The 24,987-nt window shown below is 74.9% G+C and carries 22 protein-coding genes and 1 pseudogene; 10 read left to right on the top strand and 13 right to left on the bottom strand.

Features of this window, described 5'->3' with window-relative positions; genetic code table 11:
- Window positions 1-6: 6 nt before the first annotated feature.
- The 3 genes from ACWPXV_RS02395 to ACWPXV_RS02405 are packed head-to-tail and all read right to left on the bottom strand — an operon-like array spanning window position 7 to window position 3,926.
- Window positions 7-660, bottom strand: coding sequence for a response regulator (locus ACWPXV_RS02395; protein ID WP_454083722.1), 654 nt, complete (start codon window positions 658-660; stop codon window positions 7-9).
- Window positions 657-1,907 carry a sensor histidine kinase gene (locus ACWPXV_RS02400; protein ID WP_454083723.1) on the bottom strand — a complete coding sequence of 417 codons (1,251 nt, stop codon included), beginning with the start codon at window positions 1,905-1,907 and terminating at the stop codon, window positions 657-659. Before ACWPXV_RS02400 ends, ACWPXV_RS02395 begins: the two co-directional genes overlap by 4 nt.
- A 27-nt stretch (window positions 1,908-1,934) precedes the next feature.
- Window positions 1,935-3,926: a serine hydrolase domain-containing protein gene (locus ACWPXV_RS02405; protein ID WP_454083724.1), complete on the bottom strand. Its 1,992-nt coding sequence runs from the start codon at window positions 3,924-3,926 to the stop codon at window positions 1,935-1,937.
- A gap of 287 nt (window positions 3,927-4,213) precedes the next feature.
- Here ACWPXV_RS02405 and ACWPXV_RS02410 point away from each other — a divergent pair, with 287 nt between their 5' ends.
- From ACWPXV_RS02410 to ACWPXV_RS02430, 5 genes and pseudogenes are all read left to right on the top strand, one after another.
- Window positions 4,214-4,891 (top strand): DUF4956 domain-containing protein, encoded by a 678-nt coding sequence (locus tag ACWPXV_RS02410; protein ID WP_454083725.1) that lies wholly within the window; start codon window positions 4,214-4,216, stop codon window positions 4,889-4,891.
- Window positions 4,888-5,667, top strand: a complete 780-nt coding sequence (locus ACWPXV_RS02415; RefSeq protein ID WP_454083726.1) for a VTC domain-containing protein — start codon at window positions 4,888-4,890, stop codon at window positions 5,665-5,667. The genes ACWPXV_RS02410 and ACWPXV_RS02415 overlap by 4 nt, the downstream gene beginning before the upstream one ends.
- Before the next feature lie 18 nt (window positions 5,668-5,685).
- Window positions 5,686-7,650, top strand: coding sequence for a carbohydrate-binding domain-containing protein (locus ACWPXV_RS02420; RefSeq protein ID WP_454083727.1), 1,965 nt, complete (start codon window positions 5,686-5,688; stop codon window positions 7,648-7,650).
- Between the two features lie 140 nt (window positions 7,651-7,790).
- On the top strand, window positions 7,791-8,564 hold the full coding sequence (locus tag ACWPXV_RS02425) for a response regulator transcription factor (RefSeq protein WP_454083728.1): 774 nt from the start codon (window positions 7,791-7,793) through the stop codon (window positions 8,562-8,564).
- Window positions 8,561-10,017: pseudogene (locus tag ACWPXV_RS02430) on the top strand (sensor histidine kinase). Before ACWPXV_RS02425 ends, ACWPXV_RS02430 begins: the two are co-directional and overlap by 4 nt.
- 60 nt (window positions 10,018-10,077) lie before the next feature.
- On the opposite strand, the gene ACWPXV_RS02435 reads toward ACWPXV_RS02430, so the two are convergent.
- Window positions 10,078-10,518 (bottom strand): hypothetical protein, encoded by a 441-nt coding sequence (locus ACWPXV_RS02435; protein WP_454083729.1) that lies wholly within the window; start codon window positions 10,516-10,518, stop codon window positions 10,078-10,080.
- 196 nt (window positions 10,519-10,714) lie between these two features.
- Here ACWPXV_RS02435 and ACWPXV_RS02440 point away from each other — a divergent pair, with 196 nt between their 5' ends.
- Window positions 10,715-12,547, top strand: a complete 1,833-nt coding sequence (locus tag ACWPXV_RS02440) for a BACON domain-containing protein (RefSeq protein WP_454083730.1) — start codon at window positions 10,715-10,717, stop codon at window positions 12,545-12,547.
- A 43-nt stretch (window positions 12,548-12,590) separates the two neighbouring features.
- Entirely contained in the window at window positions 12,591-13,964 is a 1,374-nt protein-coding gene (locus ACWPXV_RS02445; RefSeq protein WP_454083731.1) for a purple acid phosphatase family protein, read from the top strand.
- Between the two features lie 6 nt (window positions 13,965-13,970).
- On the opposite strand, the gene ACWPXV_RS02450 is transcribed toward ACWPXV_RS02445, so the two are convergent.
- Entirely contained in the window at window positions 13,971-14,432 is a 462-nt protein-coding gene (locus ACWPXV_RS02450) for a hypothetical protein (RefSeq protein ID WP_454083732.1), read from the bottom strand.
- An 88-nt stretch (window positions 14,433-14,520) separates the two neighbouring features.
- Here ACWPXV_RS02450 and ACWPXV_RS02455 point away from each other — a divergent pair, with 88 nt between their 5' ends.
- A complete protein-coding gene (locus tag ACWPXV_RS02455; RefSeq protein WP_454083733.1) occupies window positions 14,521-15,528 on the top strand; it encodes a serine hydrolase domain-containing protein in 1,008 nt (335 codons plus the stop codon).
- Here the strand turns inward: ACWPXV_RS02455 and ACWPXV_RS02460 are convergent.
- Complete coding sequence (locus tag ACWPXV_RS02460) at window positions 15,515-16,909, bottom strand: hypothetical protein (protein ID WP_454083734.1); 1,395 nt, start codon at window positions 16,907-16,909, stop codon at window positions 15,515-15,517. The genes ACWPXV_RS02455 and ACWPXV_RS02460 overlap by 14 nt on opposite strands.
- 320 nt (window positions 16,910-17,229) lie before the next feature.
- Between ACWPXV_RS02460 and ACWPXV_RS02465 the strand changes: the two genes are divergently transcribed.
- Window positions 17,230-17,604 carry an HNH endonuclease gene (locus tag ACWPXV_RS02465; RefSeq protein ID WP_454083735.1) on the top strand — a complete coding sequence of 125 codons (375 nt, stop codon included), beginning with the start codon at window positions 17,230-17,232 and terminating at the stop codon, window positions 17,602-17,604.
- Window positions 17,605-17,706: 102 nt separating this feature from the next.
- Complete coding sequence (locus tag ACWPXV_RS02470) at window positions 17,707-17,982, top strand: hypothetical protein (RefSeq protein ID WP_454083736.1); 276 nt, start codon at window positions 17,707-17,709, stop codon at window positions 17,980-17,982.
- Between the two features lie 32 nt (window positions 17,983-18,014).
- On the opposite strand, the gene ACWPXV_RS02475 is transcribed toward ACWPXV_RS02470, so the two are convergent.
- The 7 genes from ACWPXV_RS02475 to ACWPXV_RS02505 all read right to left on the bottom strand — a co-directional run bounded on the left by ACWPXV_RS02475 (window position 18,015) and on the right by ACWPXV_RS02505 (window position 24,935).
- Window positions 18,015-19,286: a lanthionine synthetase LanC family protein gene (locus tag ACWPXV_RS02475; RefSeq protein WP_454083737.1), complete on the bottom strand. Its 1,272-nt coding sequence runs from the start codon at window positions 19,284-19,286 to the stop codon at window positions 18,015-18,017.
- Complete coding sequence (locus tag ACWPXV_RS02480) at window positions 19,283-20,215, bottom strand: T3SS effector HopA1 family protein (protein ID WP_454083738.1); 933 nt, start codon at window positions 20,213-20,215, stop codon at window positions 19,283-19,285. Before ACWPXV_RS02480 ends, ACWPXV_RS02475 begins: the two co-directional genes overlap by 4 nt.
- Entirely contained in the window at window positions 20,212-21,288 is a 1,077-nt protein-coding gene (locus ACWPXV_RS02485; protein ID WP_454083739.1) for a phosphotransferase family protein, read from the bottom strand. The genes ACWPXV_RS02480 and ACWPXV_RS02485 overlap by 4 nt, the downstream gene beginning before the upstream one ends.
- Complete coding sequence (locus ACWPXV_RS02490) at window positions 21,288-23,126, bottom strand: S8 family serine peptidase (RefSeq protein ID WP_454083740.1); 1,839 nt, start codon at window positions 23,124-23,126, stop codon at window positions 21,288-21,290. The genes ACWPXV_RS02485 and ACWPXV_RS02490 overlap by 1 nt, the downstream gene beginning before the upstream one ends.
- Before the next feature lie 64 nt (window positions 23,127-23,190).
- Window positions 23,191-24,015 carry an AfsR/SARP family transcriptional regulator gene (locus ACWPXV_RS02495; protein ID WP_454083741.1) on the bottom strand — a complete coding sequence of 275 codons (825 nt, stop codon included), beginning with the start codon at window positions 24,013-24,015 and terminating at the stop codon, window positions 23,191-23,193.
- A 110-nt stretch (window positions 24,016-24,125) separates the two neighbouring features.
- Window positions 24,126-24,326, bottom strand: coding sequence for a hypothetical protein (locus ACWPXV_RS02500; RefSeq protein ID WP_454083742.1), 201 nt, complete (start codon window positions 24,324-24,326; stop codon window positions 24,126-24,128).
- A gap of 210 nt (window positions 24,327-24,536) precedes the next feature.
- On the bottom strand, window positions 24,537-24,935 hold the full coding sequence (locus ACWPXV_RS02505; RefSeq protein ID WP_454083743.1) for a hypothetical protein: 399 nt from the start codon (window positions 24,933-24,935) through the stop codon (window positions 24,537-24,539).
- Window positions 24,936-24,987 lie beyond the last annotated feature (52 nt).

A 24,987-nucleotide genomic window follows, 5' to 3' on the forward strand; every position in this document is an offset into this window, starting at 1 on the left:
GCCACGCTAGGCCCCCGCCACGCCGCTCCGGTAGGCCCACACCGCCGTCTGCAGCCGGTCGCGGGTACCGAGCTTCGTCATCGCGCGGCCGAGGTGGGACTTCACGGTGGACGGCTCGACGTAGAGCGCCGCGGCGATCTCGACGTTCGACATTCCCTCCGCCAGCAGCCGGATGATGTCCCGTTCCCGCGGGGTGAGGACGCCGGCCGCCTCGTCGGGGTCGGGGGCCGGCCGGCGGCGGGCGAACTCGGAGATGACGCGGCGGGTCACCGTCTGGTCGATCATCCCCTCGCCCCGCGAGAGCCGGCGGATCGCGTCCGCGACGTCGTCGGGGTCGGAGTCCTTGAGGACGAAGCCGCTCGCACCGGCCTCCAGGGCACCGAAGACGTACTCGTCGAGGTTGAAGGTCGTCATGACGAGGACGGAGGGCAGGTCGCCGTCGCGCTCGGCGACGATCTGCCGCGTCGCGGCGAGGCCGTCCCCGCCCGGCATCCGCACGTCCATGCACACGACGTCGGGACGGGTGCGGCGCACCATCGTCACCGCCTCGGGGCCGCTCGACGCCTCACCGACGATCTCGATGTCGCCGGCGTCCTCGAGAAGCACGCGGAACCCCGCGCGCACCACGAGCTGGTCGTCCACCAGCGCGACCCTGATCATCGTTCTCCCTCACTGTCCGTGGCGGGGACGTGCAGCCGCACGCGCCACCCGCCGTCGTCCGTCGGCCCCGCCTCGAGGCTGCCGCCCACCAGCGCCGCACGTTCCCGCATGACGGCCAGGCCGGTGCCGCCGCGGTCGCCCTCCGCCGGCGTGCGCCCGGGCGCGGCTGGGCCGTTGTCGACCTCGAGGGCCACGCCGGCCGGCTCGTGCACCACCCGCACCTCCACGGGTCCGCCCGGCGCGTGCTGCCGCGCGTTCGTCAGCGCCTGCTGCGCCACCCGGTAGACTGAGACGTCGGCGAGCGGGGGCAGCGGCGTCGGCGTGCCCACCTCCTCGACCCGGACGTCGTCACCCAGCTCGCGCGCGGCCCTCACGAGATCCTCCAGGGCGCCCACACCGGGGACCGGGCTGAGGGGGTCGCCCTCGTTGCCGCGCAGCAGCCCGACCATCTGGCGGAGGCTGTCGAGCGTCTCGCGGCCCTGGTGGCGCAACCACGCGGCTCCCTCCCGCGCCGCCTGAGGGTCGCGGTCGACGAGGCGCTCGACGGCGGCCGCCTGGACCACCATCCCGGACAGGTGGTGAGCAGCGACGTCGTGCAGCTCCCGGGCGAGCCGGGCACGCTCGTCCGCGATCGCGCTCTCCACCCGGGCGTCGCGCTCCCGCTCCAGCCGGGCGGCCCTCTCCTGGAGGAGCCACAGCTGCTCACGGCGTGCCGCGAGGTACAGGCCCGCCAGCACGGACGCGCCCCACACCAGCAGCGCGGAGGAGACGTGCTGGACGACGGCGTCCGCGCCCGCGCCGCGGACCACGGTGACGACGGCGCCGCCCAGGCCCTCGACGAGAGCCGCCCCGCCCGCCACGCTGAGTGCGCGGCGGGCCGGCAGCCGGGTGCCGACGGTGGCGGCGACGACGAACGCCGCGACGGCCCGTAGCGACAGCTCCGGGGACAGGGCGACGAGCGCGAGCTGGGTCGCGACCACCGCCACGAGGGACGCGGCGAGGGCCACCCGCCGGAACGACAGGGCCAAGGACTGGACGACGACGAGGACGAGCAGCCACCGCACCACCTCCGCCGGCGGCACGTCCTGCGCCGGCACGACCTCCAGCGTCGCGACGACACCGAGCAGCATGAGCACAGCCAGGACGACGGCGAAGGCCGCGTCCCGCGCCAGCGGCCCGTGCAGACCGAGCCGCGACAGCCGGGTGTCCCACCAGGTCCCGGTGCTCGTGACCGGGGTGGTGTCCATGGTGGCCAAGCCTCCCACGCCCACCGCTCAGTACGTGATGTCGGGGGAGAGCAGCAGGAGCTGGTTCACCGCCATCGACGTCGCGGCGAAGGCGAGGAGCAGGACGCTCGCCGCCCCGACGCGGAACCACCCGGTGCGCGCCCGCAGCTCGGCCACGACGCGCCACCCCGCTGCCAGCACACCGAGCACGCCGACGGCGGTGAGCACCTGGACGGCCCGGATGAGCACGACCGGTACCGGCTGGAGGCTCATGACACCGAGCACGACGGCCACCCACCCGGCCAGCGCCACGACCGCGACGACGGCCGCGATGCGGCTGAGCCGGCGCGGCAGCAGGACCGGAGCCGGCGCGCCCGCGGCCTCGCGCGGTCCCGGGACGTCCGTGCCGACGGCGGAGCGACGCGCCCGGACCTTCCGCACCACGGCACCCACCGGCCACGCGAGGGCCGTGAGCAGGAGCACGACGGCGCCGCCCGCGAGCGCCGGGAGGGCGGCGGACCGCGCGGCGGTCACCGGCACCATCGACATCGCCGAGTCGTGCCCGATCAGCTCGACGCGCCCGGCGTCGTCGGTCCGCACGGTGAGCACGCGGTCCCCGCCCACCTGCTGGTACACCCACGGCTTGATCTCCGTGTACTCGGCCGCGTCCAGCTGTCCGGGCCCGGGGGTGAAGCGCACCCGGTCACCGTCGACCACCTCGGCGCGGGTGGGCTGCAGCGGGCCCATGGCCGTGAGGAAGGTCGAGGAGAAGCCTCGCGTGCTCTCGTAGGAGCCGGCCAGCACCTCGGCGTGCTCCTGGCGGACGTCGGCCGCCACGGTGCTCGCCGGGACCTCCCCGGGGTAGTACCGGTCGGCGAAGTCCTCGAGCAGCTCCTCGCGCAGCAGGTACGCAGCGCCGTCGGCTCCCGTGCTGTTGAAGGAGAGGTACAGGCCGGTGCCGTCGTCGGGCCACAGCTGGAGGTGGGAGTGGAAGGCGGTCGTGTCACCGCCGTGGCCCACCACCCGGTGGCCGTGGCGCGACTCGTCGAACCAGCCCAGCCCCATCCGCGGCCCCTCCCCGAGGATGCCGAGGGTGTCGGCGTCCAGCGCCGGCTCCGTCATGAGCTCGCGCGTGGCGCGGGAGAGGATCTCCTCGCCCTCGTGCTGACCGAGGTTCGCGAGCATGAACCGCGCCATGTCGGTGGCCGTCGCGCTCAGCGCCCCCGCCGGCGGCTGGCCGACGACCTCGAAGGGCAGCGGGTCCTCGTCGGACGTCGGGTACCCGAGGGCGACGTCGCCGGCGAGGTGGTCGGGCAGCGGCTGCGCGAAGGACGAGGATGTCATGCCGGCCGGCTCGAGCACGTGCGTCGCGACGTACTCCTCGAAGGGCACGCCGCTGACCGCCTCGACGACGTACCCGGCGAGGGCGTTGCCGTAGTTCGAGTACGCCGGCGTCGTGCCGGGCTCGAAGACCTGCTCCGGCGGGGCGGTGACGAGGGAGTCGCGCAGGTCCGGCGTCGTGTCCGTGCCGATGAGCCCGGCGATGCGCTCCTCGAAGCCGGCCGTGTGCGTGAGCAGGTGCCGCAGCGTGACGGGGTGCTCCAGGCCGAGGTCCAGGCCGGTGTACTGCTCGACGTCGGTATCCAGGTCCAGCTCGCCGTTCTCGACGAGCTGCATGACCGCCGTCGCCGTGAAGAGCTTGGACACCGAGCCGACCCGGAACAGGGTGCGGTCCGGGTCCACCGGCGTCCCGGCCGAGACGTCCGCCTCCCCGAAGCCGCGGGCGGTGAGGATCTCACCGTCGTGCACGACGGCGACGGTCGCGCCGGCGATGCGGCCCTCCTCGAGGGCGGCGGGAAGGGTCTCGTCGAGCCAGGCGTCGACGTCGGAGCGCTCGAGCGGGGCCGCGACCGCCTCCGGCTGCTCCGGGGGCGGGGGCGCGGCCTCGGGCGCGGTCCCGCACGCCGCGAGGGTGGCGACGACGCCGGCGAGCGCGAGCGCGATCCGCTGGGCGGTGCCGCGACGGGTCTGCGTGGGCATGGTGTCCTCCTGCTGTCGCGAGCGCCCCGGCGGCTCCGGGGCGTCCGGCTCGCGACCTGTTCCCAGGCTGACCGGTGGCGCTGCACGGACGCTTCGGCCGCAGTGGGGCATGGGGTGCCGACCTTTGGGGGGAGGGCACCTCCTCCTCGCGGCCCCTCGGGTGAGCGGCGCGCGGCGACAGTCCGGCCGCTGAACTCACACGCGGCTCACAGGATCGTCAAAGCACCGTCGAAGCCGGCGGTGGCGGAATGGGAGCTGTCCAGTTCCCAGCACACTCAGGAGCCCCCGTGCCGAACCTGCTGCTCGTCCTCGCGGACGTCGTCGCCGTCGTCCTGCTGACCTTCGCCCTCTACCTGCCCCGGCACCGGAGACGTGACCTCGCCGTCGCCTACCTCGGCGTCAACGTCGGTGTCCTCGCCGTCGCGGCGGCCCTGTCCTCGAGCACGGTCGGAGCCGGCCTCGGGCTCGGGCTCTTCGGCGTGCTGTCGATCATCCGTCTGCGCTCGAGTGAGCTGTCCCAGCGCGAGGTCGCCTACTACTTCTCCGCCCTCGCCCTCGGCCTGCTCGGCGGGCTCCCCGTCAGCACCCCCGCGGTCAGCGTCGCCTTCATGGGCCTCGTCGTCGCGGTGATGCTCGTCGGTGACCACCCGCGCGTACTGCCGCGCCTCCGCTCCCAGACGGTGCTGCTCGACCGCGCCATCAGCCGCGAGGACGAGCTCGCCACCCACCTCGCCGACCTCGTCGGTGGGCGGGTGCACTCCGCCAGCGTCCAGCGGCTCGACCTCGTCAACGACACCACCCTCGTCGACGTCCGCTACACCGTCCCCACATCACGACGGCGTCAGACGGGCGGCGACGGCGCCGCGGCACCCGTCCGCGAACCGCTCGCCACCACCGGACTCTCGCGTCCCGCCGCGGACTCGCCCACGGCAGGCCTCGCCGGCGCGGCACCGGTGACCCGATGAGTGCCGTCGACCTCGACCTGCCGCTCGACCGGCTCCCCGCCGTCGGCCTCGACGACCTCAACGCACGGGCAGCGCGCCTGACCCGGGTGGACCGCAAGTACCTGCTGCCCCTCGACGACACGGCAGCCCTGCTGGCAGACCTGCCTGCCGCCGTCGCCGCGCTCGAGATCGACGGGCGGCGCACCTTCGGCTACGAGTCGGAGTACCTCGACACCCCCGCGCTCGACTCCTTCGCGCTCACCGCGCACCGCAGGCGACGGCGGTTCAAGGTCCGCACGCGTACGTACCTCGACACGGGGGAGAGCTGGATCGAGGTCAAGACCCGCGGCCCCCGGGGCACGAGCGTCAAGGTCCGGCGCCTGCGTGGAGCCGGGGCAGCGTCCCAGCCCACGAGCGCGGAGCGCTACTTCGTCGCCGACACCCTGCGCGACGCGGGCCTCGACCCGGCACAGGTCCCGTCCCTCGCGCCAGTCCTCCTCACGCGCTACCGCCGGGCCACGCTCCACCTCCCCGACGAGGGTGCCCGCGTCACCATCGACACCCATCTCGAGTGGACCGCGGACGGCCGCCACCGGGACGCCCCCGGCATCGCCGTCGTCGAGACGAAGACCGCCTCCACGCCCTCCGCGGTGGACCGGCTCCTGTGGGCACGCGGCCACCGACCGGTGCCCGTCTCGAAGTTCGCCACGGGCCTCGCCCTGCTCCACCCCGACCTCCCCGCCAACCGGTGGCACCGCACGCTCCGCCGTCTCGACGACGCCCACCGCACCCACTGACCCGAGAGAGACACCACCATGCGCACCATCACCCGACCCCTTGCCTCCCTGCTCCTGCTCGGCGGCCTCCTCGCCGGCTGCTCGTCCGGCACCGGCCCCGCCACGAACGCCGCCGAGCAGGTGGTCGCGGCCGACGACGCCACCACCGCCGCGAGCACCGCCGCTGCTGCCTCCGTCGAGGAGGCGCTCGCCGCCAACCTGCCGGCCCACGAGACCGAGGCCGAGTGGGACGCGGCCGGCGAGGTGTCCATCGACCTCGCCGACGACGCGACCACCGTCTCGGGTGACGGCGCCGCCGTCGACGGGGACACCGTGACCATCACCCAGCCCGGCACCTACCGCCTCAGCGGCACGCTCGCCGACGGGCAGGTGGTCGTCAGCTCCACCGCCGACGGCGTGGTCCGCCTCGTCCTCGACGGTGCCGACATCACGAGCTCGACGACCGCGGCGATCGCCGTCGAGGACGCCGATCAGGCCGTCGTCGTCCTCGCCGAGGGCTCGACGAACGCCCTCGCCGACACGGCCCGCACCGTCGCGGACGACTCCGACGAGCCCGACGGCGCCCTCTTCTCCCGCGCCGACCTCACGATCACCGGCACCGGCTCCCTGGCCGTCACCGGCAGCACCAACGACGGCATCGCCGCCAACGACGGTCTCGTCATCGACTCCGGCACCCTCACGGTCGAGGCCGTCGACGACGGGATCCGCGGCAAGGACTACGTCGTCGTCTCGGGCGGGAGCCTCACGGTGACCGCCGGCGGCGACGGCCTGAAGTCCGACGAGGACGAGGACCCCACGGCCGGGTACGTCGCCGTCCTGGGCGGCGCCGTCACGGTCGGCGCAGGGGCGGACGGGCTGGACGCGGCCTCGGACGTCATCGTCGGCGGCGGCACGCTCGACGTGACCACGGGTGGCGGCGCGGGCGGGACGCTGGCGGAGGACGCGTCAGGGAAGGGGCTGAAGGCGAACGTCGCCGTCGTCGTCGGGAGCGGGCGCACCACCGTCGACGCCGCGGACGACGCCGTCCACTCCGACGGCGCGGTCACGATCGCCGGTGGCGCGCTCACCCTCACCAGTGGCGACGACGGCGTCCACGCCGAGCAGTCGCTGGCGGTCATGGACGGCACACTCACGGTCACCGGGTCCTACGAGGGCCTGGAGGCCGCGACCATCACGATCGCGGGCGGTGACACCTCCCTCGTCGCCTCCGACGACGGCATCAACGCTGCCGGCGGCGACGCGGATACCGGCGGCACGCCCGTGAGCCCGGGCGAGGAGACGGCGGGGGAGTACGCCGTGACCGTGACCGGCGGGACCGTCGCCATCGACGCCGGTGGGGACGGCCTCGACTCCAACGGCACGGTCGACATGAGCGGCGGGACGGTCGTCGTCTCCGGCCCCACCATGGACGGCAACGGCGCGCTCGACGTGCAGGGGGTCTTCACCGTCGACGGCGGCGTCCTGTTCGCGGCCGGCAGCTCCGGCATGGCGACGGCACCCGGGACGGACTCTCCGCAGGCGTCGATCCTCGCGAGCTTCGACACCCAGCCGGCAGGCACGGTCGTCTCGGTGGCGACGACCGACGGTGAGGTGGTGGCCACCTTCGAGTCGGCGAAGGAGTTCTCCTCCGTCGTCCTGTCCAGCAAGAAGACCGTCGCGGGGCAGACCTACGAGCTCCTGGTCGGGGGCACCGTCTCCGGCACCGCCACGGCCGGCCTCTACGACGACGGCGACCTCACCGGGGCGAGCACCGTCGCCACGGTGACGGGCGGCGAGTACGCCGCAGGGGGCATGGCAGGCGGGGGACCCGGCGGCGGTGGGCCGGCAGCCGCACCGGGTGGCGGTGGCGGGTTCGGCGGCGACGTCGGTGAGCGGCCCGAGCCCCCGGCCGGCGGCTTCGGCGCGCCCGGGACCCTGCCGGGCCGCGGCGACGGCACGACCGAGACGACCGAGGACGACGTCGACACCGCGACGACCACCTGAGCGCGCACCGCGCTGCCCGGGCCTGCACGTCAGGTCCGGGCAGCGGCGCACCCGGGTCTTGCCTCACGTGGGCGTCACCTCACAGGCAAGCCACAGCCAGTCCTCAGCCAGTACCGATGGCCGCGCGCGATGATGACGTCATGACCACCCCCGCCACGCCCGTCGGCGGGCTGCGCGACGCGTTCACCCGTGCGGACGGCTCCCCGGTCCGGGCGCTCGTCGTCGACGACGAGCCCGCCCTCGGTGACCTGCTCGCCACCGTGCTCCGCTACGAGGGCTGGCACGTCGAGACCGCGGTGACCGGCTACGCGGCCGTCCGCCTCGCCAAGCGCCAGGCGCCCGACGTGGTCGTCCTCGACGTCATGCTCCCGGACCTGTCCGGGCTCGAGGTCCTGCGCCGCATCCGCGCCTTCCACCCCAAGGTCCCCGTCCTCTTCCTCACCGCGAAGGACGCCGTCGAGGACCGGGTCGCCGGGCTCACGGCGGGGGGCGACGACTACGTGACGAAGCCCTTCAGCCTCGAGGAGGTCGTCGCCCGGCTGCGGGCGCTGCTGAGACGCGCCGGCGCCACCGCGGAGAGCGAGGACAACGTCATCGTCGTCGGGGACCTGCGGATGGACGAGGACAGCCACGAGGTGTCGCGCGGCGGCGAGCCGGTCGCGCTCACGGCCACGGAGTTCGAGCTGCTTCGCTACCTCATGCGCAACCCGCGGCGTGTGCTGTCCAAGGCGCAGATCCTCGACCGCGTCTGGCAGTACGACTTCGGCGGCCGCGCAAACATTGTCGAGCTCTACGTCTCCTACCTGCGGCGCAAGATCGACGCCGGACGAGAGCCGATGATCCACACGGTGCGCGGCGTCGGCTACCTCCTCAAGGCCGCGACCGACGTGCCCGGCACGGATCCTGCCCAGTGAGGCGCTGGACGCTGCGCCGTCGCCTGGTCGCGGTGCTCGTCGGACTCATCGCTGCCGTGGCCCTGGCGACGGGCGTCCTGTCCACCCTCGCCCTGCGTGACTCGCTCATGGACCAGCTCGACGAGCGGGCGCTGGCCTCCAGCCAGCGTGCCGTCGGCGCACAGCACGAGGGCCCGGCAGGAAACCCGCCACCCGCCCCGCCCGACCCCGGCTCGGCCCCGCCCGGGCTCGAGGTGCCCGGGCAGCGGACCGGGACCGTCAACGTCTCGGTCGGCGAGGACGGGACACAGTCCGGCTTCATCGACGACGACGGGTCGTTGCGTCCGCTCACCGACGACCAGGAGGCAGAGCTCCTCGCCGTCACCCCGGACGCGGGCCCACGACGGTCGAGCTGGACGGCCTCGGCTCCTACCGCGCCGTCGCCGTCAGCGCTTCCGACGGCACCGTCGTCACCGGCGTGTCAACCGACGAGGTGGACGCCACCGTCCGTGACTACGTCGTCGCCGAGGCGGGCATCGCCCTTGCCGGCATCGCCCTCGCGGCCGTCGCGGGCGGGCTGCTCGTGCGGCGCCAGCTGCGGCCGCTGGACGACGTGGCCGCGACGGCCACACGCGTGGCCGGGCTGCCGCTCCACGAGGGCCAGGTCGCGCTGCGCGAGCGGGTGCCCGAGCAGTACACCGACCCGGCCACCGAGGTGGGCCAGGTCGGTGCGGCCCTCAACCAGCTCCTCGGGCACGTGGAGGGAGCCCTGCAGGCGCGGCACGAGAGCGAGACTCACGTGCGCCAGTTCGTCGCCGACGCCAGCCACGAGCTGCGCACGCCGCTCGCCTCGATCCGCGGGTACGCCGAGCTTCTCCGGCGCCTGCCCGGTGAGCTGCCACCGGAGGCCGTGCGCGCGGTGGCGCGGGTCGAGTCCGAGTCGCAGCGGATGACTGCGCTCGTCGAGGACCTCCTGCTGCTCGCCCGGCTCGACGCGGGCCGGCCGCTCGAGCGCGTGGAGGTCGACCTCGCGCTGCTCGCCGTCGACGCGGTCGCCGACGCGCACGTCGCCGGGCCCGGCCACGCCTGGGAGCTCGACCTCCCCGACCCGGAGACCGAGGCCCCGGCGACCGTGGTGGGGGACGAGGACCGGCTGCGGCAGGTCCTCGCCAACCTGCTCACCAACGCCCGGGTGCACACCCCGCCCGGGACGACGGTGACGACGACGGTCCGCCGCGAGGGCACCGTCGTCGTCCTCCGCGTGCTCGACGACGGGCCCGGGATACCAGCCGACCTCGTCCCGCGGCTGTTCCACCGCTTCGCGCGGGGCGACGCCGCTCGCAGCCCCGGCAGCGGCTCGAGCGGGCTCGGCCTCGCAATCGTCGACGCCGTGGTCCGCGCGCACGATGGCCGGATCGACGTCGACGGAGAGGCGGGCGCCACCGCCTTCACCGTCACCCTCCCGGCCGGCTGAGCTGCACCCGCGCGGTGGCGGCGCAGTCACCGGCTCGGGCGTGAGCGCGCCCTGGTCGGGTCAGGCGGTGCGCAGGACGAGCATGAACTGCCCGCCGCCCGGCTCCACCTGGGTCGTGACGGGGAGGTCGGGGGCGAACCGGGACAGGCGGTCGAGCAGCCAGGCGGCGGCCGCGTCGGCGTCCTCGCGGCTCGGGCAACGCGCGACGACCTCGCGGCCCTTCTTGCGCCGCAGCCGCTCCACGGTCCCCGCGATCGGCGCGGGGTCGACGACGAAGAGCTCGGGCGACCACGGCACCACCGGCTTGACGGCTCCCTTGCGCGTGTTGCACGCACGGTGCGCGAGACGCTCGGTCCCCGGCGCCGCCTTCTTCGACGCGGAGGCGCCGAGGTCGACGCTGGGACCGAGGTCGGAGTTGACCGAGGCGTCGGGGTCGACGGGCTCGTCGCACAGCCAGCAGCGCCACGAGTCCCGCTCGCCCACCACGTTGAGGTTGCTCATGGACGAACCGTAGTCCCGCCTGCTGACGCACCGCTGACGCGGCCACCGCCGCACGTGCCTCCGGAGCGGTGCCCGGACCCGTGCGGTCGGGGTGAGCACCGGGGTGACCGACGTGCTGAGCCCCCAAGCACCCTGGACGCGACCCCGCGCCCGGCAGACGCTGGGACCCGGACGACACGATCGTGGGGAGACGCTCATGTCACCGTTCACCGCTGCTGGCCCTCGTCTGGAGCGCCGCCGCTGGACCGCGGCAGCCTTGGCGCTGATCCTCGTGGCCTGCGGGCTCCTCGGAGCCTCGGCCGCCGAGCCGGCGGACCCACCCGAGGTCCTCCTCAGCGCCTCCTCCGACCGCAGCAGCCCGCGGCCCCTGGACGGCGCCGCCCTCGGCACGGGCGGCGCGTACGTGTTCGTCGCCGAGCGCGCGGACATCGAGAAGGTCTCGTTCTGGCTGGACGACCCCACGCGGAAGAAGAAGGCGCGCAAGGTCGAGACCAACGCGCCGTGGGACTTCGCCGGCTCGGCCAAGGACGACGCTGCCCTCCCGTGGGACCCCGGCTCGGTGGGCGCCGGGACGCACACGGTCACGGTGCTCGTCGTGCTCACCGACGGGACGACGGCGCTGGTCCACTCCACCTTCACCACGGGTGCCGTCACGCCTGAGCTGGCGGCGTCCCCGGCCGTGCTCCAGCTCGTCACCGAGGCGGACGGGCCCCCGCTCGCCCGCACCGTCGAGCTCACCTCCGCCCCGGGCACCGCGGACGTCACGGCGAGCTCGGACGCTCCGTGGCTCACGGTCGCCCCGGCGCAGGGGACGACGCCGCGCCCCCTCGCTCTCGCCGTCGACCCGGCCGGTCTCGCCCCCGGGACGCACTCCGCGACCGTCACCCTCACGGCCGCCGGGTTCACGCCCGCCTCCGTGCGCGTGGACCTCTCCGTCCTCGCGGCACCGGGGGAGTACGACCTCTGGTTCAGCCCGCACGCCGACCGCTCCGCCGCCGTGCCCCTCGCCGGCGCCACCGTCAGCGGCCCCGTACGCATCTTCACCGGCCCCGACGACGGCGTGACGGCCGTGTCCTTCTACGTCGACGACCCCGCGCGGGCGCGCTCCCCGTACCGGTCCGAGCGCACGGCCCCCTTCGACCTCGCCGGCGGCTCGACCGGCCAGGCGGACGCCTTCGACACCACGACGCTGACCGACGGCAGCCACACGGTGACCGCCGTCCTCACCCTGGCGGCGGGCGGGACCGTCGTCGTCGACTCGCCCTTCCACGTCGCCAACGCCCCCGGACCGGCGCTCGCCCTCGCCCCGGTCTCCCTCTCGGTGCAGGCGACCGCCGGGTCTGCGCCCGTCACCCGGACGGTGGCGGTGTCGTCGGGCGCCACCCCGGTCCCGGTGGCGGTGTCCTCCGACGCGTCGTGGGTGGGCGTGACGACGGCCGCCGGCTCGACGCCGACCACCGCGACGGTGACCCTGGACCCGGCCGGCCTGGCGGCGGGCACCCACACCGCCGTCGTCACCGCGTCGTCTCCCGGCCTGCCGAGCGTGACCCTGCCCGTCACGCTCACCGTGTCCGAGGACGTGCCCCCGCCGCCCCCACCCCGCCGCCGACGCACACGCTCGCGCTGTCCGCCGCCCCCGACCGGTCGGACCCGAGTCCCCTCGACGGCGCCGAGGTGCGTGGGGACGTCCACGTCTTCGTCACCCCGGAGGCCGGCCTGTCGAAGGTCGAGTTCTTCGTCGACGACCCGCAGCTCAAACGCAAGCCCGACAAGAGCGAGGGCAACGCGCCGTGGGACCTGGCCGGCTCGGCCACCGACGAGGGCGCGCTGCCCTACGACACCTGGCAGCTCGTCGACGGCGCCCACACCGTCACCGCCCGCCTCACCTCGACGAGCGGGACGAGATCCACCGTCACGGCGGCGTTCACCGTCCTCAACGGCACGCCGGTCCTCACCGCCCATCCGCGCCAGGTCACCGTCGACCTCGCCCCCGGCGGGACCGCACGCTCCGACCTCGCCGTGCGGATGAGCGACAGGTCCGCCGTCCCGCTCACAGTGTCGACGGACGTGCCATGGCTGACCGCCACCCGGCGACGGCGACGACGCCGGGTGAGCTCGCCGTCGTCCTCGACACTGCCGGGCTCGCCGTCGGCACGCACACGGGTGCGGTGACGGTCACCGCGCCCGGCCAGGACGCCGTCGTCGTCCCTGTCGAGCTGCGGCTCGCGTGGCCGCCGCCGGACCAGGTGCACCTGTCGTGGACGGCGGACCCGGCCACGACCCTCACCGTCACGTGGCGGACCACGTCACCGGGGACACCGTGGGTCGAGTACGCCCCGGCCGGGTCGGGCGGTCCGTGGACGCGGGCCGAGGCGAGCCCGCGTGCCTCGGGCACCAGCGGCCAGCTGTGGACCGCGACGCTCACCGGACTGGCGCCGGGGGAGTCCTACGAGTACCGCGTGGTCCAGCCCGAGACCTCCTCGCAGACGTGGACGGCGCGCACGGTCGCCCCGGACGCGGAGACGCGCGCCGTCTACTTCGCCGACACCGGGATCGACGGCCGCAAGGACGGGCTCACCGTCGCGACCGGCCGGTCGGTCGAGCTCCTCACCGAGCTGCACCCCGACGTCCTGCTCGCGGGCGGTGACTACGCCTACTTCAACACCGAGACCCGGTTCACCGCCCTCGACGACGCCATCGACGCCTGGTTCCAGCAGCTGGAGCCCGCCGCCGCCCAGTCACCGCTCATGCCGACGTACGGCAACCACGAGGTGCTCCTCGGTGAGGGCTTCGAGCCGTGGGCGGCGCGCTTCCCGACCCCCGAGGGGTGGAACGACCGGCGCTCCTACTCCTTCGACGTCGGGCCCTTCCACTTCATCTCCCTCCACGCCGTCCACAACACCGGCAAGCTGCCGACCGCCGAGATCACCTGGCTCGAGGCGGACATCGCGGCGGCGAAGCAGGCCGGGCGGCCGTGGATCGTCCCCTTCACGCACGTGAGCGCCTTCGCCGCCGGGTCCGTGCACCCCTCCAACCTCGCGCTGCGCGACCAGCTGGGCCGGGTCTTCGAGCGGCACGGCATCCGCCTCGTGCTCCAGTCCCACGACCAGGCATACCAGCGCACGTGGCCGCTCACCGGGGCGGGGAGCGGGGGTGAGTTCACGGCGACGACGACGGATCCGACCTGTGCGGCGCCCCGCGACGGTGTCGTGTGGATGACCGTCAGCCCGGCCGGGAAGCTGAGCAACCGCAGCCGTGACTTCTCGCCCTACGCCGAGACCCCCGCACCGTTCTGGAGCGCGATGCGCGACAACACCCGCCACCACCTCGCCGAGCTCACCGCGAGCGCCGCCGGGGACCTCGAGGTGGAGGTGCTCGGGTACCGCGCGGAGGGGGAGGTGGAGGTCGTCGACACCGTGACGATCGCGCGCGAGGCGTGCGGGTAGGGGCCGTTACCTGGCAGCGGCCTCGTGCCACCGCTGCAGGAGACGCAGGTGGCCCCCGGACTGGGGCAGCTCGACCTGCTTGTCGCCGTGCCGCTGCAGGTAGACGAACCGGTCGCCGAACATCACGGGCCGGCCGGCCCGCACCTCGCTGATGTCCTGCCAGCGATAGGTCCGCCGTCGTCGTACCTCGGTGACGTGGACGCCATCGATGTCGACTCTCGCGCTCGCGCGTAGCTCGCTGAACGCGACCACGAGGAACACGACGACGGAGGCCAGCCGCACCCACCAGAAGACACGGTCACCCGTCGTCTCGACGCGCCCGCCCGTGGCGTCGGTGAGGACGACGAAGACGTTGAACAAGGCGAGCAGCAGGAACATCACGCCCACCCAGGGTCGGCCGACGCGCCACGACTCCTCCGACGGCAGCCGGCGGCTCTCTTGTCGCGGTCGCGCGGCGTCGGGAGACATGGCTCCAGCATGCCGGGCCCCGGCGGGCCGGGCCACCGCGGGAAAAGTCCTCGCGGCCCGCCCGCGGCCTCCCGTAGGGTCGCGCCCCGTGGACATCGACGCACGCACTCTCGACGACGCCCTGGCCGAGGCCTCCTTCTCCGGCGTCGTGACGGTCGACGTCGGCGACCGGCGCGTCCTCGAGCGCACCGCGGGCTACGCGAACCGCCCGCTGCGGGTCCCGATGACCGCGGACACCCGGATCGCGATCGCCAGCGGGAGCAAGGCCTTCACCGCCGTCGCCGTCATGCGGCTGGTCGAGGACGGGGTGCTGCGGCTGCACCAGCCGGTGCGCGAGCTGCTCGGCGAGGACCTGCCGCTCGTCGACGACGCCGTGACCGTCGCGCACCTGCTCGGCCACACCTCGGGCATCGGGGACTACCTCGACGAGGACTCCGACTGGGAGCCGGAGGACTACGTCCTCACCGTCCCGCCCCACACGCTCACGACGGCGGCGGCCTTCCTGCCGATGCTCGAGGGGCACCCGCAGAAGTTCCCACCCGGCGAGCGGTTCTCCTACTGCAACGGCGGCTACATGGTCCTCGCCCTGGTCCTCGAGCGCGTGACGGGGGAGACGTTCCACGACGCCGTCCGCCGTCTCGTCCTCGCGCCGGCCGGGCTGCAGGAGACGGACTTCCTCCCGCTCAACGCGCTGCCGGCCGGTGCCGCCACCGGGTACGTGCACGACGACGGCGACCTCACCAACACCCTCCACCTCCCCGTCCTGGGGAACGGTGACGGCGGGGCGTTCACGACGGCGGCCGACCTCCACCGCTTCTGGTGCGCGCTCCTCGACGGGCGCATCCTCACCCGCGAGAGCGTCGACACCCTCACCCGCCCGCGCCACGACGTCCCCGACGAAGGATTGCGCTACGGCATGGGCTTCTCCCTGCACGAGTCCGCCCACGCCCTCGTCATCGAGGGCTACGACGCGGGCGCATCCTTCCGCTCGACGCACGTCGTCGACTCGCGCACCACGGTGAGCGTCCTCGGCAACACGTCCGAGGGCGCGTGGCCGGTCATCGGGGCCCTTGCGGAGGCTGTCACCAGCGGCTGATGGTGACGTCACCGGACGAGGTGTGTCCCGACACGAGCCGGGTGGCGTCCGGGTCGTCGACGACGTCGACGCGGACGTGGCCGGAGGAGGTGTCGGCATCCACCCGGTAGACGTGGTCGGGCAGGGTGAGCTCGACGTTGCCGGAGCTGGCCCGGGCGGTCACCCGTTCCGGGGCCTGCCCACTGAAGCCCGCCGCCGCCGCCATGGCGAGCGCGAGCCGGGGGCTGGCGGCCACCACGTGGTCCTCCAGGCGGTCCGCCAGGGCGAGGAACGTGGCGGCCGCGCCGGAGTCGAGGAACTCGTCGTCGGCCGCGAGCAGCACCGCTGCTGCCGCCTCCTGCCTGTCGGCGGCCAGCAGGGCCCGGACCGCTGCCTCGGGGTCGCCGTGCTCACGCCACCAGCCGGCCGCCGCCGTCAGCACCTCCTGCGCCCGCCCGGGAGCGGTGGCGTCCAGCTCGCGGGCCAGCGCCTCCCGGAAGAGGCGGTGACACCGGTACCACTGCCGGTGCTCGTCGAGGGCGAAGAGGAACAGGTCCGCTCGCTCCGAGCGGTCGAGCAGCTCACCGGACCCGGTGCGTCCTAGGGCCGCGTCGCACAGGTCGGCGCAGAGCCGGTCCAGCGGCGCGGTCTCGACGAGGAACCGGCGGTGGTCCTCCGGGAGCCGGGTGAGCACCTCGCTGCCGAGGTAGTCGAGGACGTGCCGGTCGTCCCCGCGGATGGCGGCGACCTGCCGGGACGGCTCGGCCGACGTGCGCAGGCCCAGCGCGGCGAGGTGGAGCCCGGCCGCCCAGCCCTCCGTGCGGTCGACCAGCCTGGCGACGTCGTCGCTGCCCAGCCGGAGCCCGCCGACGTCGTCGAGCAAGCCGGCGGCCTCCTCGGCCGAGAAGGCGAGGTCCACGGCCCGGACCTCCGTCAGCTGTCCGCGGGCGCGCAGGCGTGCCAGCGGCAGCGGCGGGTCGGAGCGGGAGGACAGGACGACCCGGACGCCGGCCGGCAGGTAGGCCAGGGCGAACTCGAGGCCCTCGTGCACCTCCCGGTCGGTGATCGCGTGGTAGTCGTCCAGGACGAGCACGTACTCACCGCCGTCGGCCGCCAGGTCGTTGAGGAGGACGGGCACGGCCACCCGGACGGGCGGGAGACCGGGCACCGCGAGTGCGGCCAGCGCGGCGGAGCCGATCCCCGGCCGGGCGCGGTCCAAGGCCATCGTCACGTAGGTCCAGAACCGCACCGGCTCGTCGTCCCCGTCGTCGAGGCTCACCCACGCGACGGGTCGGTGGACGACGGCGCGCGCCCAGTGGGCGAGCACCGTGGTCTTGCCCCACCCGGTCGGCGCGACGACGACGGTCAGCGGTGTCCGCGGCGGGTCCGCCAGCTTCTCCACGAGGCGGCCACGGGTGACGCCGCCGGGCGGGTCCAGGGTGGGGCGAGCTTCCCGACGAGAAGCGGCGCCGGTGCACCGGTCGTCTGTCCACTCGTCATCGGCGGCCTGCCTCGGGGTCGGCCCTGCTCGCCGGCTCAGCGACCGGAGGCGGTCGGGACAGGGCGTCCGGCGGGAGTCGACGTCATCGTTGGCCTGCTTCCGGGCGACGTGCGTGGCCAGGGGCTTCCAGCATGGCGGCGCACCGCACGTCGCGGCAACACCTTCGCCGCCCGAGGTTCCCTGACCGGGCCTCGTCGGCCCGGCTGGGGCACGCTGGTCCCGTGCGGCAGCATGCGCGACGGACCGAGCGGCTCGACGCGGCCGTCCTGGCGCAGGAGGGCCGCTGCTTCTGGTGCGGCCAGGCCTTCGGGCGGCTCGTGGCACCGACCGTCGACCACGTCGTCCCACGCGCCAAGGGAGGGCCGTCGCGGGCGGAGAACGAGGTGGCGGCGTGCCGGCGGTGCAACGGCGAGCGGGGGCAGCGCTCACCGGTGGAGTGGCTGGAGGAGTGCGTGCGCCGCGGGTGGCCGGCGGACGCGGCCGCGCTGGGCGGCGTGCTCGACCGGCTCGACGCCGCGATCGACGTGCACGGCGGGCAGCGGCGGGCGCGGCCGTACCTGCGGTCCCAGCGCCGCCGGCTCGCGCGGGTGCGCTGAGGCCCAAGGCCGTCGCAGGCAGGGCTCGAAGCCCTCGTCATGGCGAGGTCCCGCGACCGGGCACCGCTTCACGACGTGCGCACGGAGTGGCACGATCGTGGTGTGAGTGGCGACAACGACACGCCCGGCGCCGACGCCGGCCCGGAGCGACCCCGCGAGGAGTCGCCTGCCACGGGTCGTGTCGTGGTGGGTCTCGACGACGGCGCGCCCGCCACCGCGGTGGCGGCGGCACTGGGCGAGGCCGGCATGGCAGACGTGCACGAGCTGTTCGACGGCGTGCTGGTCGGCACCGCCCCGGTGGACGACGCCTTCCTCGACCGTGTCAGCCGGATCGCCGGCGTCCGCTACGCCGAGCGGGACGTCCTCCACGACATCTGACCGCGGCACCGAGGGCGGCGCTCGCTCGGCCGTCACCAGCCGCCCGGCCCCGGCAGCAGCGGCGTGGGCGCCGGGGTGGCGCCCACGGCCCGGGCCAGGGCGAGCGCGATCCCGGCCGTGCCCGTCATGAGACCGGGCACCTCACCGGCGCCGGGCAGCCCGCACGGCCACGCTCCCGAGACGTCGCGCTCGGCCACGAGGATCGCCGCGACTCTCCGCGCCGCGGCGGCGTGCTCTGCCGCACCGAGGGCGCGTGCCGCCACGGTGTAGAGCTCGGCCACCCCGCCGAGACCGTGGCACGAGGAGCAGTCGCCGGCGGTTCCTCCGTGCAGCGCGGTCCCGGCACTGACCGCGAGGTCCCGCGCCGCCTGCAGCGCGGCCGTCGCCTCGGCGAGCAGGCGGGGGCCGGGCGTGAGCGCCGCGAGGCGGAGCCGGCTGAGGCCGATCCCGATCCCGCCGTGGCACCACGCCGTCGTCCACCCGGTCGGCCCGCCCTGCGGCAGCCCGCCGCGCAGGTCGGGCCACGCGCGGCGGTCCGGGTCGTACCAGCCTCGCTCGTAGGCGAGCGCGTCGGCGCAGGCAGCCTCGAGGCCGGCGGGCGTGCCGTGCCTGGCCGCGAGCTCCCCGAGGGCCAGCGCGATGCCAGCTGCCCCGTGGCCGAGCCCCAGCAGGGGCGGCCCGTCGGGGTCGGTCGGGTCCACCCACGCCGCCCCCCACGCCTGCGGCTGCGCGGTGTCGACGAGCCGGGCCGCTGCCACGCGCGCGGCGGTGAGCAGCTCCTCCAGGGCGAGCTCGTCCGCCAGGGACGCGAGTCCGAGCGCCGCGCCGGCATCCCCGCTGATGAGGTCGCTCACCGACCCGTCGCCCCCCGACACCACGTGAGCGACGTCCCGGGCCAGGCCGGCCGCCACGCGGCGGAGGTCGTCGTCGCCCAGCCTGCGGGCCGCGACCGCCGCCGCGTACGCGATGCCGCAGGCCCCGTCCCAGTAGCCCGGCAGGCCGGCCGCCAGCAGGTCCGGTGCTCCGGCCAGGGCGTGCCTCGCCGCACCGCGCACCGTGGTGGCGAGGGCCCCGTCACCGGCCCGGTCGGCCGCCGTGCCGATCAGCGACGCCAGCGCGAGCGCGACGCCGGCCGTGCCGTCGTAGAGGTTCGTGCCGATGTCACCGTGACCGAGGACGGCGGCGTCGCCGTCGACCCCGACGACGATCTCCGCACGCCAGGTGACGCCGTCGTCGGCGGTTTCGGCACGGTCCACGAGGTCGCGGCAGATGGCGGCGGCGGCCTCGAGCGGCCCGGCGCTCACGTGCCCGCCTCCCACGGGGTGCCGGGGTCGATGCCCGCGTCGGTGAGCGCGGCGAGGAGCCGGCCGGTGCGCTCCTCCACCGTTGCCGCGGCCCACCCGGCGGCGGACCGCCCGACACCTGCCGCGAGGGCCCGGCAGACGTGCTCCCCGAAGGACAGGGTGGTCCCGGGGTCGTCGGCCCAGCTGACGCCGGGCCGGAGCGGGCACGTCAGCGGCGGGACAGGGGCGTCGAGCAGGCCCGCGAGCGGTGCGTCGTGCAGCGCGTCGAGGACGGCCGGTCGGTCGGCCCGCCGGTGGTAGACGACGACGGCGTCCACCCGCGCGTACCCGTCCGGGAGGACCGGGCACTTGAGTTGGTGGCTGGTGCCGCCCAGGGCGTCGCCCACGGCCCGCACGACCCTGGCGACCGTCGCCGCCCGCGCGTCGAGGTAGACCCGGCCGAAGGGCGGCTCGGGCGGCACGTCGGTGAAGGTCCACCACAGACCGCGCTCGACGTCGACCATCTCGAGGGGCGAGAGCACGTCGACGATCTCGCCCGGAGCGGGTGGGACGCCGGGGCGCGCGCGGGCGACGTACTCGCCGCTGCGCACCTGCCGCACCGCCTCTGCTCGTTGCGCCATGACGCTGCCGTCGGGTGCGGCGGTGAGCACGACCCACGGCTCACCGGCCGGGCGGTCGGCCGTCCGCGCCGCGCGCAGCACGGCGACGAGGGAGCCCGCGTGCAGCGGGGGGTCGGCGATGCGCGCGGGTCCGGTGACGGCCGGGGGCTCGGTGTACCAGCGGGCGTAGAGCGCCTCGGCGAGGGTCGCCGCCCCGGGCACGGCCGCGGCCCACGCCGCGGGCTCGCCGGTGACGAGGCCGGCCAACCGCTCGAGCTGGCGAAGGACGAGCGCGGGCGTCAGCACCGCCGTCGTCGCAGGGCGCGTCATCCTGGTGCCAGAGCCGACGCGACGGAGTCCCGGACGTCCGCCTCGTGCGCGCACACCCACCGAGCGGCGTCGAGGAGGTGGGCGACGACGGGGTAGGCGGCATCGCCCGCCGCGCCGGCGCACTCGATCGCCAGCTGGACCGTGCGTGCGACGAGGCACAGCGTGACGCGGGTGGCGAGGTCGGCGTCGTCCGAGGTGCCGCCGTCGTCCGCTGGGCGCGTCTGCGCCGGCCCGAGGGCCCAGGGTGCGTCGTCGGCGTACGCCCGCAGGAGCGCCCGCTGCGAGGGGTCGACCACCGGCGACGGCGTCGATCCGGTGAGCCGGACGCGGAGCGCGAGCGTGTCGGCCAGTGCCGAGCCCACGTCCCACGCCGGGTCGCCGCGGCCCGACAGCTCCCAGTCGAACAGGGTCGTCCGCGGCCCGGGGGCCACGGCGACGTTGTCCCACTTGAGGTCGGCGTGGACGAGGCACGCGGGGCGCAGCGCGTCCGCGGCTCGGGTGAGGGCGGCGCCGAGAGCGGCGTCCGCGACGACGGCGGTCCCGGCATCGCGCAACGACGCGGACGTCTCGCCGGCGAACCACTCCTCGGGCTGTGTCCGCGGCAGGTGCACGACGCCGACGGCGGCGCGGCCGAGGAGCGGGACCTGCGTCGTCGTGGTGTGCAGCCGCGCCAGGGCGCGGCCCAAGGACGCCGCCACGGGGGGAGAGGGGAACCCGGGCTCCAGGCACCGGCTCGTGAAGAGGTGCTCCGCGGGCGCGGCGACGAGCGCGAGGACCTGCGTCCGCTCGTCGAGGTGCACCACCCGCGGAACCACGTCGGCCAGGCCCGGCACCCACGTCGAGAGGCGGTACACGTAGAGCTCGGCCGCCAGCGTCCGCCCGCTGTCGCGGGTGCGTTCCGAGGTGGTCTTGACGACGTACGTGGCGCCGTCGGGCAGGGTGACGTGGCTGACGCGGTGGGAGCTGGACCGGTCCCACACGGACGTCCCGGCGGGGACGGACAGGCCCGCCGCCGCCAGCACGTCGAGTGCTGGCGGCGGCGGCGCCACGGTCGCCTGGGCGGGGGCGCTCATCAGTAGGTGGTCCCGTAAGGGTCGAAGCCGTAGGGGTCGTAGTCCGACCAGCCCGGACCGTTCCCGGGCTCGAAGTCCGGTCCGCCGGGACCCCCGAAGGTCGGGCAGCCGGCCAGGCTGGGGCACCCGGCCAGGCTCGGGCACACGCCCCGCGAGGGACAGATCGGTCTGCTGGGGCAGGCGACCTCGGTGACGACGTTGCACATCGGCGGGGCCGTGGGGCACCGGTCGATGACGCTCGGGCAGGCGGTGATCGGTCGGGAGACGCACCCCGTCACGAGCTGTGACGGGCACACGACGACGAGCGACGGGCAGGAGAAGGCGGGCCGGCTCGGGCACCGGATCGCGACCGACGGGCAGGACAGCATGACGGTGGGGCAGCGCACCACGACGGACGGGCAGGTGGTGATCACCAGGCTCGGTCGAGGCGGGAGTGCGGCGCGGACCGCGGCATCGGCCTGGACGAGGCCGTGCCCGTACTGGTTGTTCGGGACCGGGTCGCCCGGGTTGTCACGCAGCGGCCGGGCGGTCGTGCGGATGATGTTGCCGACCTCGGCAGCGGTGAGCGCCGCGTTGCGGGACAGGATCAGCGCGGCGACGCCGGCGACGTGCGGCGAGGCCATGGAGGTGCCGTTGCTCGTCGCGTAGGTGTTGTCCCAGTACGTGCTGCGGATCCCCGTGCCGGGTGCGGCGACGTCGACGTGCGGTCCGGTGTTGGAGGCCTGCGTGGCGCTCCAGACGGAGCGGGCGTCGCTCTGGTCGGTCGCCGCGACGGCGATGACGTCGGGGTGGGCGGCGGGGAAGTGCGGGGCGGCCGAGTTGTCGTTGCCCATCGCCGCCACGACGACGACGTTGCGGCTGACGGCGTAGGCGATGGCCTCGCGCTCGACCGTCGTGTCGGTGTACCCGCCGAGGCTGAGGTTGATGACGCGGGCACCGTGGTCCGCCGCCCACCGGACGGCCGCCGCGGTCGCCGCCGTGGAGCCCATGCCGCTCACCCGGCCGGTCGCGGTCTCCCGCACGCGGGCCAGGCTGCGCAGCGGCATGAGGCGCACGTTCCACGCCACGCCGGCCACCCCGACGGCGTTGTTGCTGAGTGCGCAGATGGTCCCGGCGACGTGGGTCCCGTGGCCCACCTCGTCCTGCGCGTCGTTGTCGACCCCGGTGAAGTCGCCCTCGAAGACCCACCCGGGCCTGGGGACGGTGCCGACGGGGAAGTCGATGAAGTCGCGACCGCCCACGAGCAGCGGGGCGAGATCGGGGTGGTTGAGGTCGACACCCGAGTCGATGACCGCCACGATGACCGACGGGTCGCCGGTGACCACGTCCCAGGCGGCCTCGCAGCCGATCCGCGTGAGCCCCCACTGGCTCGCGTACTGGGGGTCGTTGGGGACGGCGTCGGCCTCCCGCCACCGGTTGGGCTCGGCCCAGGCGACCGAGTCCAGCCCGCCGAGCCGCTCCGCCGCCTCGACGGGGGAGGTGTCGGCGCCGAACCGGACGAGCAGCGTCGTGTCCAGGCCGAGGTCGTCGGCCATGGCGCTGCCGGCGACCAGCTGCGTCGGTCCGGGGGCGTAGACCCGCGCCACGGAGGAGATGCCGAGGTCGTTCAGGGCCTCGGTGAGCGGCCCGCTCTCGCCGAGGGCGCTCGCGTCCGCGCCCGCCGCACCCCGCAACGGCATCGTGGGGATGCTGAGCAGCTCGGCGGCCGCATCCATCTCCAGGGCGACGACGATCTCGCCGGGGATAACGTCGTCGTCCTCGGGCCCGATGATGGTCGGCGGCCCTCCCGGTGGCGTGGGCGGTTCGTGGTGCACGAGGTCTGAGATACGGCGCCGCATGCGAGGTCACCCTCCTTGGTGGGGTCGGATGCTGGCAGCATGCTCGGCCGGTGTCACCGCACCGTCACGCGATCGCTCCCGTCCGGCTCGGCTGGTCAGCGCCCACCGGAACACCCAGCAGGTGCGACGGCAACATCGACCTGCCGGCGTCCTCGTCAGCCGCGACGACGAGGCGTGTCAGTCCCGGGCTGGGCTCGACACCCAGCTCGCGGCGCACGAGCTGCCGGTAGTGTGCGTAGAGCCGCCGCGCCTCGACGACGTTGTTCTCCGCGAGGTGGGCCTCGATGAGGACCCGTTGCGCGCTCTCGCGAAGCGGCTCCACGCCGACCGCGTCGATCGCCGCCTCGACGGCCTCCGCGCACCTGCCGAGGAGGACGAGCTCCCGGCTCAGCTGCTCCAGAGCGTGCAGGATGCGCTGCCGTACCCGCTCCCGCTCGAAGCTCACCCAGTCGTCGTACCACCCGGGGAGGAGATCGAGGGCGTGGACGTCCCACGGCGGCAGGTGGAGGTCCGCAGGCGTCGCGAAGCCCGCGACGAGCCGCGTCGCCCAGTCGCTGACGGTCGCGACGTCGGAGGTCGTGTCCGGCCGCAGCCACAGGGACCACTTGTCCGCCTCGACGAGGTCGATCCCCGCTCGCCTCAGCCGCCACAGCGCGGAACGGAGGTTGCCGGCTGCTCGTTCATCGTCACCGTAGGGCCAGAGGGACCCCGCGACGTAGCGCCGGTCCAGCCGTCCCGCGTGCAGCGCGACGAAGACCAGGAGTCGTTTGCTGCCTTCCGGCACCTCGACGTGCCGCCCCGCCGCGACGACGTACGGACCGCAGAAGAGGCACAGCTCACCCGGGACCGGACCCGTGGTCCTGCTCGGAGAGGGTGCATGCTCGCTCATGGTCGGGGCCTCGCTCGTCGACGCTCACGACCGTAGGCTGCCGGGCGTCACTCGAGCGTTACTGGGCCGTCGCACGGGAGCTCGAGGTCCTGCCCGTGGTGCGCGAGCACTCACTCGTCCCCGGCGACCTCCTCGAGGAACGCCTCGACGAGCCGGACGACGTCCTGGGGCGCCAGGGTCACGGTCTTCCGGGGCGGCGCGCTCGTGCTCAGGTCCCCGAGGATCGAGACGGTGAACAGCCGACGTCCAGGTGCCTGCTGCTCTGCCCGGATGACGCACATCGCCGCGCGCCCTGCGCCCTCGCGGCTCACCAAGCCGGTTCGCCCGCTTCGCTCCCGACCGCGACCGCGACCGCGGCCGTGGCCGCACGGGCTGGTGCGGCGAGGCGACGCCCGTCGCCGTCCGCGAGGCGGGTGTGCACCGCCGGCCCGGTGGGTGGGCGCTGGAGAGAACCCATGTCGGTCATGGTCCGCCCGTGCCGTCACGGTGCCGTTCCGCGTGGCGCGGCCGGCCAGGGGTGGCTACGGCCGGGGCTGGCCTGAAGCGGCGGCGTGCCAGCGCCGGAGGACGTCGAGGCGCTCAGTCGACCGGGGGAGGCGCACTGCTTCGCCGTCGTGGCGGACCAGCTCGACGAACGATTCCCCCCACTTCGCCGCGGAGCGGATCTCGGAGATCTCCTGCCAGCGGTAGGTGCGCCGTCGCAGCTCCTGGTGGTGCACACCGATGCCGTCGACGAGGACACGGGGACGCAGCTCGTACAGCGCCTGGAGGGTGAACGTGCCCACGAGGACGATCCTGACCACCGTGAGGACTCGGTCAGCTGCCGTGACGACGTCGCCGGCACTCAGGTCGACCACGACGAGCGCGGCGTTCGCCACGGCCAGGACGGCGGCGAACACCCCGAGCCACCGGCGACCCACGGACCATGACTCCTCCGGTGGGAGGCGTGCGTCGTTCCGCTCCTCCTCCGAC

It is taken from the genome of Georgenia sp. Marseille-Q6866 (assembly GCF_965111665.1).

Bases quoted from the DNA above. Each gene is read 5' to 3' on its own strand.
- ACWPXV_RS02400 (WP_454083723.1), bottom strand. From the start codon at position 1,907: ATGGACACCACCCCGGTCACGAGCACCGGGACCTGGTGGGACACCCGG.
- ACWPXV_RS02435 (WP_454083729.1), bottom strand. From the start codon at position 10,518: ATGAGCAACCTCAACGTGGTGGGCGAGCGGGACTCGTGGCGCTGCTGG.
- ACWPXV_RS02485 (WP_454083739.1), bottom strand. From the start codon at position 21,288: ATGAGCGCCCCCGCCCAGGCGACCGTGGCGCCGCCGCCGCCAGCACTC.
- ACWPXV_RS02490 (WP_454083740.1), bottom strand. From the start codon at position 23,126: ATGCGGCGCCGTATCTCAGACCTCGTGCACCACGAACCGCCCACGCCA.
- ACWPXV_RS02480 (WP_454083738.1), bottom strand. From the start codon at position 20,215: ATGACGCGCCCTGCGACGACGGCGGTGCTGACGCCCGCGCTCGTCCTT.
- ACWPXV_RS02440 (WP_454083730.1), top strand. From the start codon at position 10,715: ATGTCACCGTTCACCGCTGCTGGCCCTCGTCTGGAGCGCCGCCGCTGG.
- ACWPXV_RS02450 (WP_454083732.1), bottom strand. From the start codon at position 14,432: ATGTCTCCCGACGCCGCGCGACCGCGACAAGAGAGCCGCCGGCTGCCG.
- ACWPXV_RS02420 (WP_454083727.1), top strand. From the start codon at position 5,686: ATGCGCACCATCACCCGACCCCTTGCCTCCCTGCTCCTGCTCGGCGGC.
- ACWPXV_RS02405 (WP_454083724.1), bottom strand. From the start codon at position 3,926: ATGCCCACGCAGACCCGTCGCGGCACCGCCCAGCGGATCGCGCTCGCG.
- ACWPXV_RS02415 (WP_454083726.1), top strand. From the start codon at position 4,888: ATGAGTGCCGTCGACCTCGACCTGCCGCTCGACCGGCTCCCCGCCGTC.
- ACWPXV_RS02425 (WP_454083728.1), top strand. From the start codon at position 7,791: ATGACCACCCCCGCCACGCCCGTCGGCGGGCTGCGCGACGCGTTCACC.
- ACWPXV_RS02445 (WP_454083731.1), top strand. From the start codon at position 12,591: ATGGCTGACCGCCACCCGGCGACGGCGACGACGCCGGGTGAGCTCGCC.
- ACWPXV_RS02395 (WP_454083722.1), bottom strand. From the start codon at position 660: ATGATCAGGGTCGCGCTGGTGGACGACCAGCTCGTGGTGCGCGCGGGG.
- ACWPXV_RS02495 (WP_454083741.1), bottom strand. From the start codon at position 24,015: ATGAGCGAGCATGCACCCTCTCCGAGCAGGACCACGGGTCCGGTCCCG.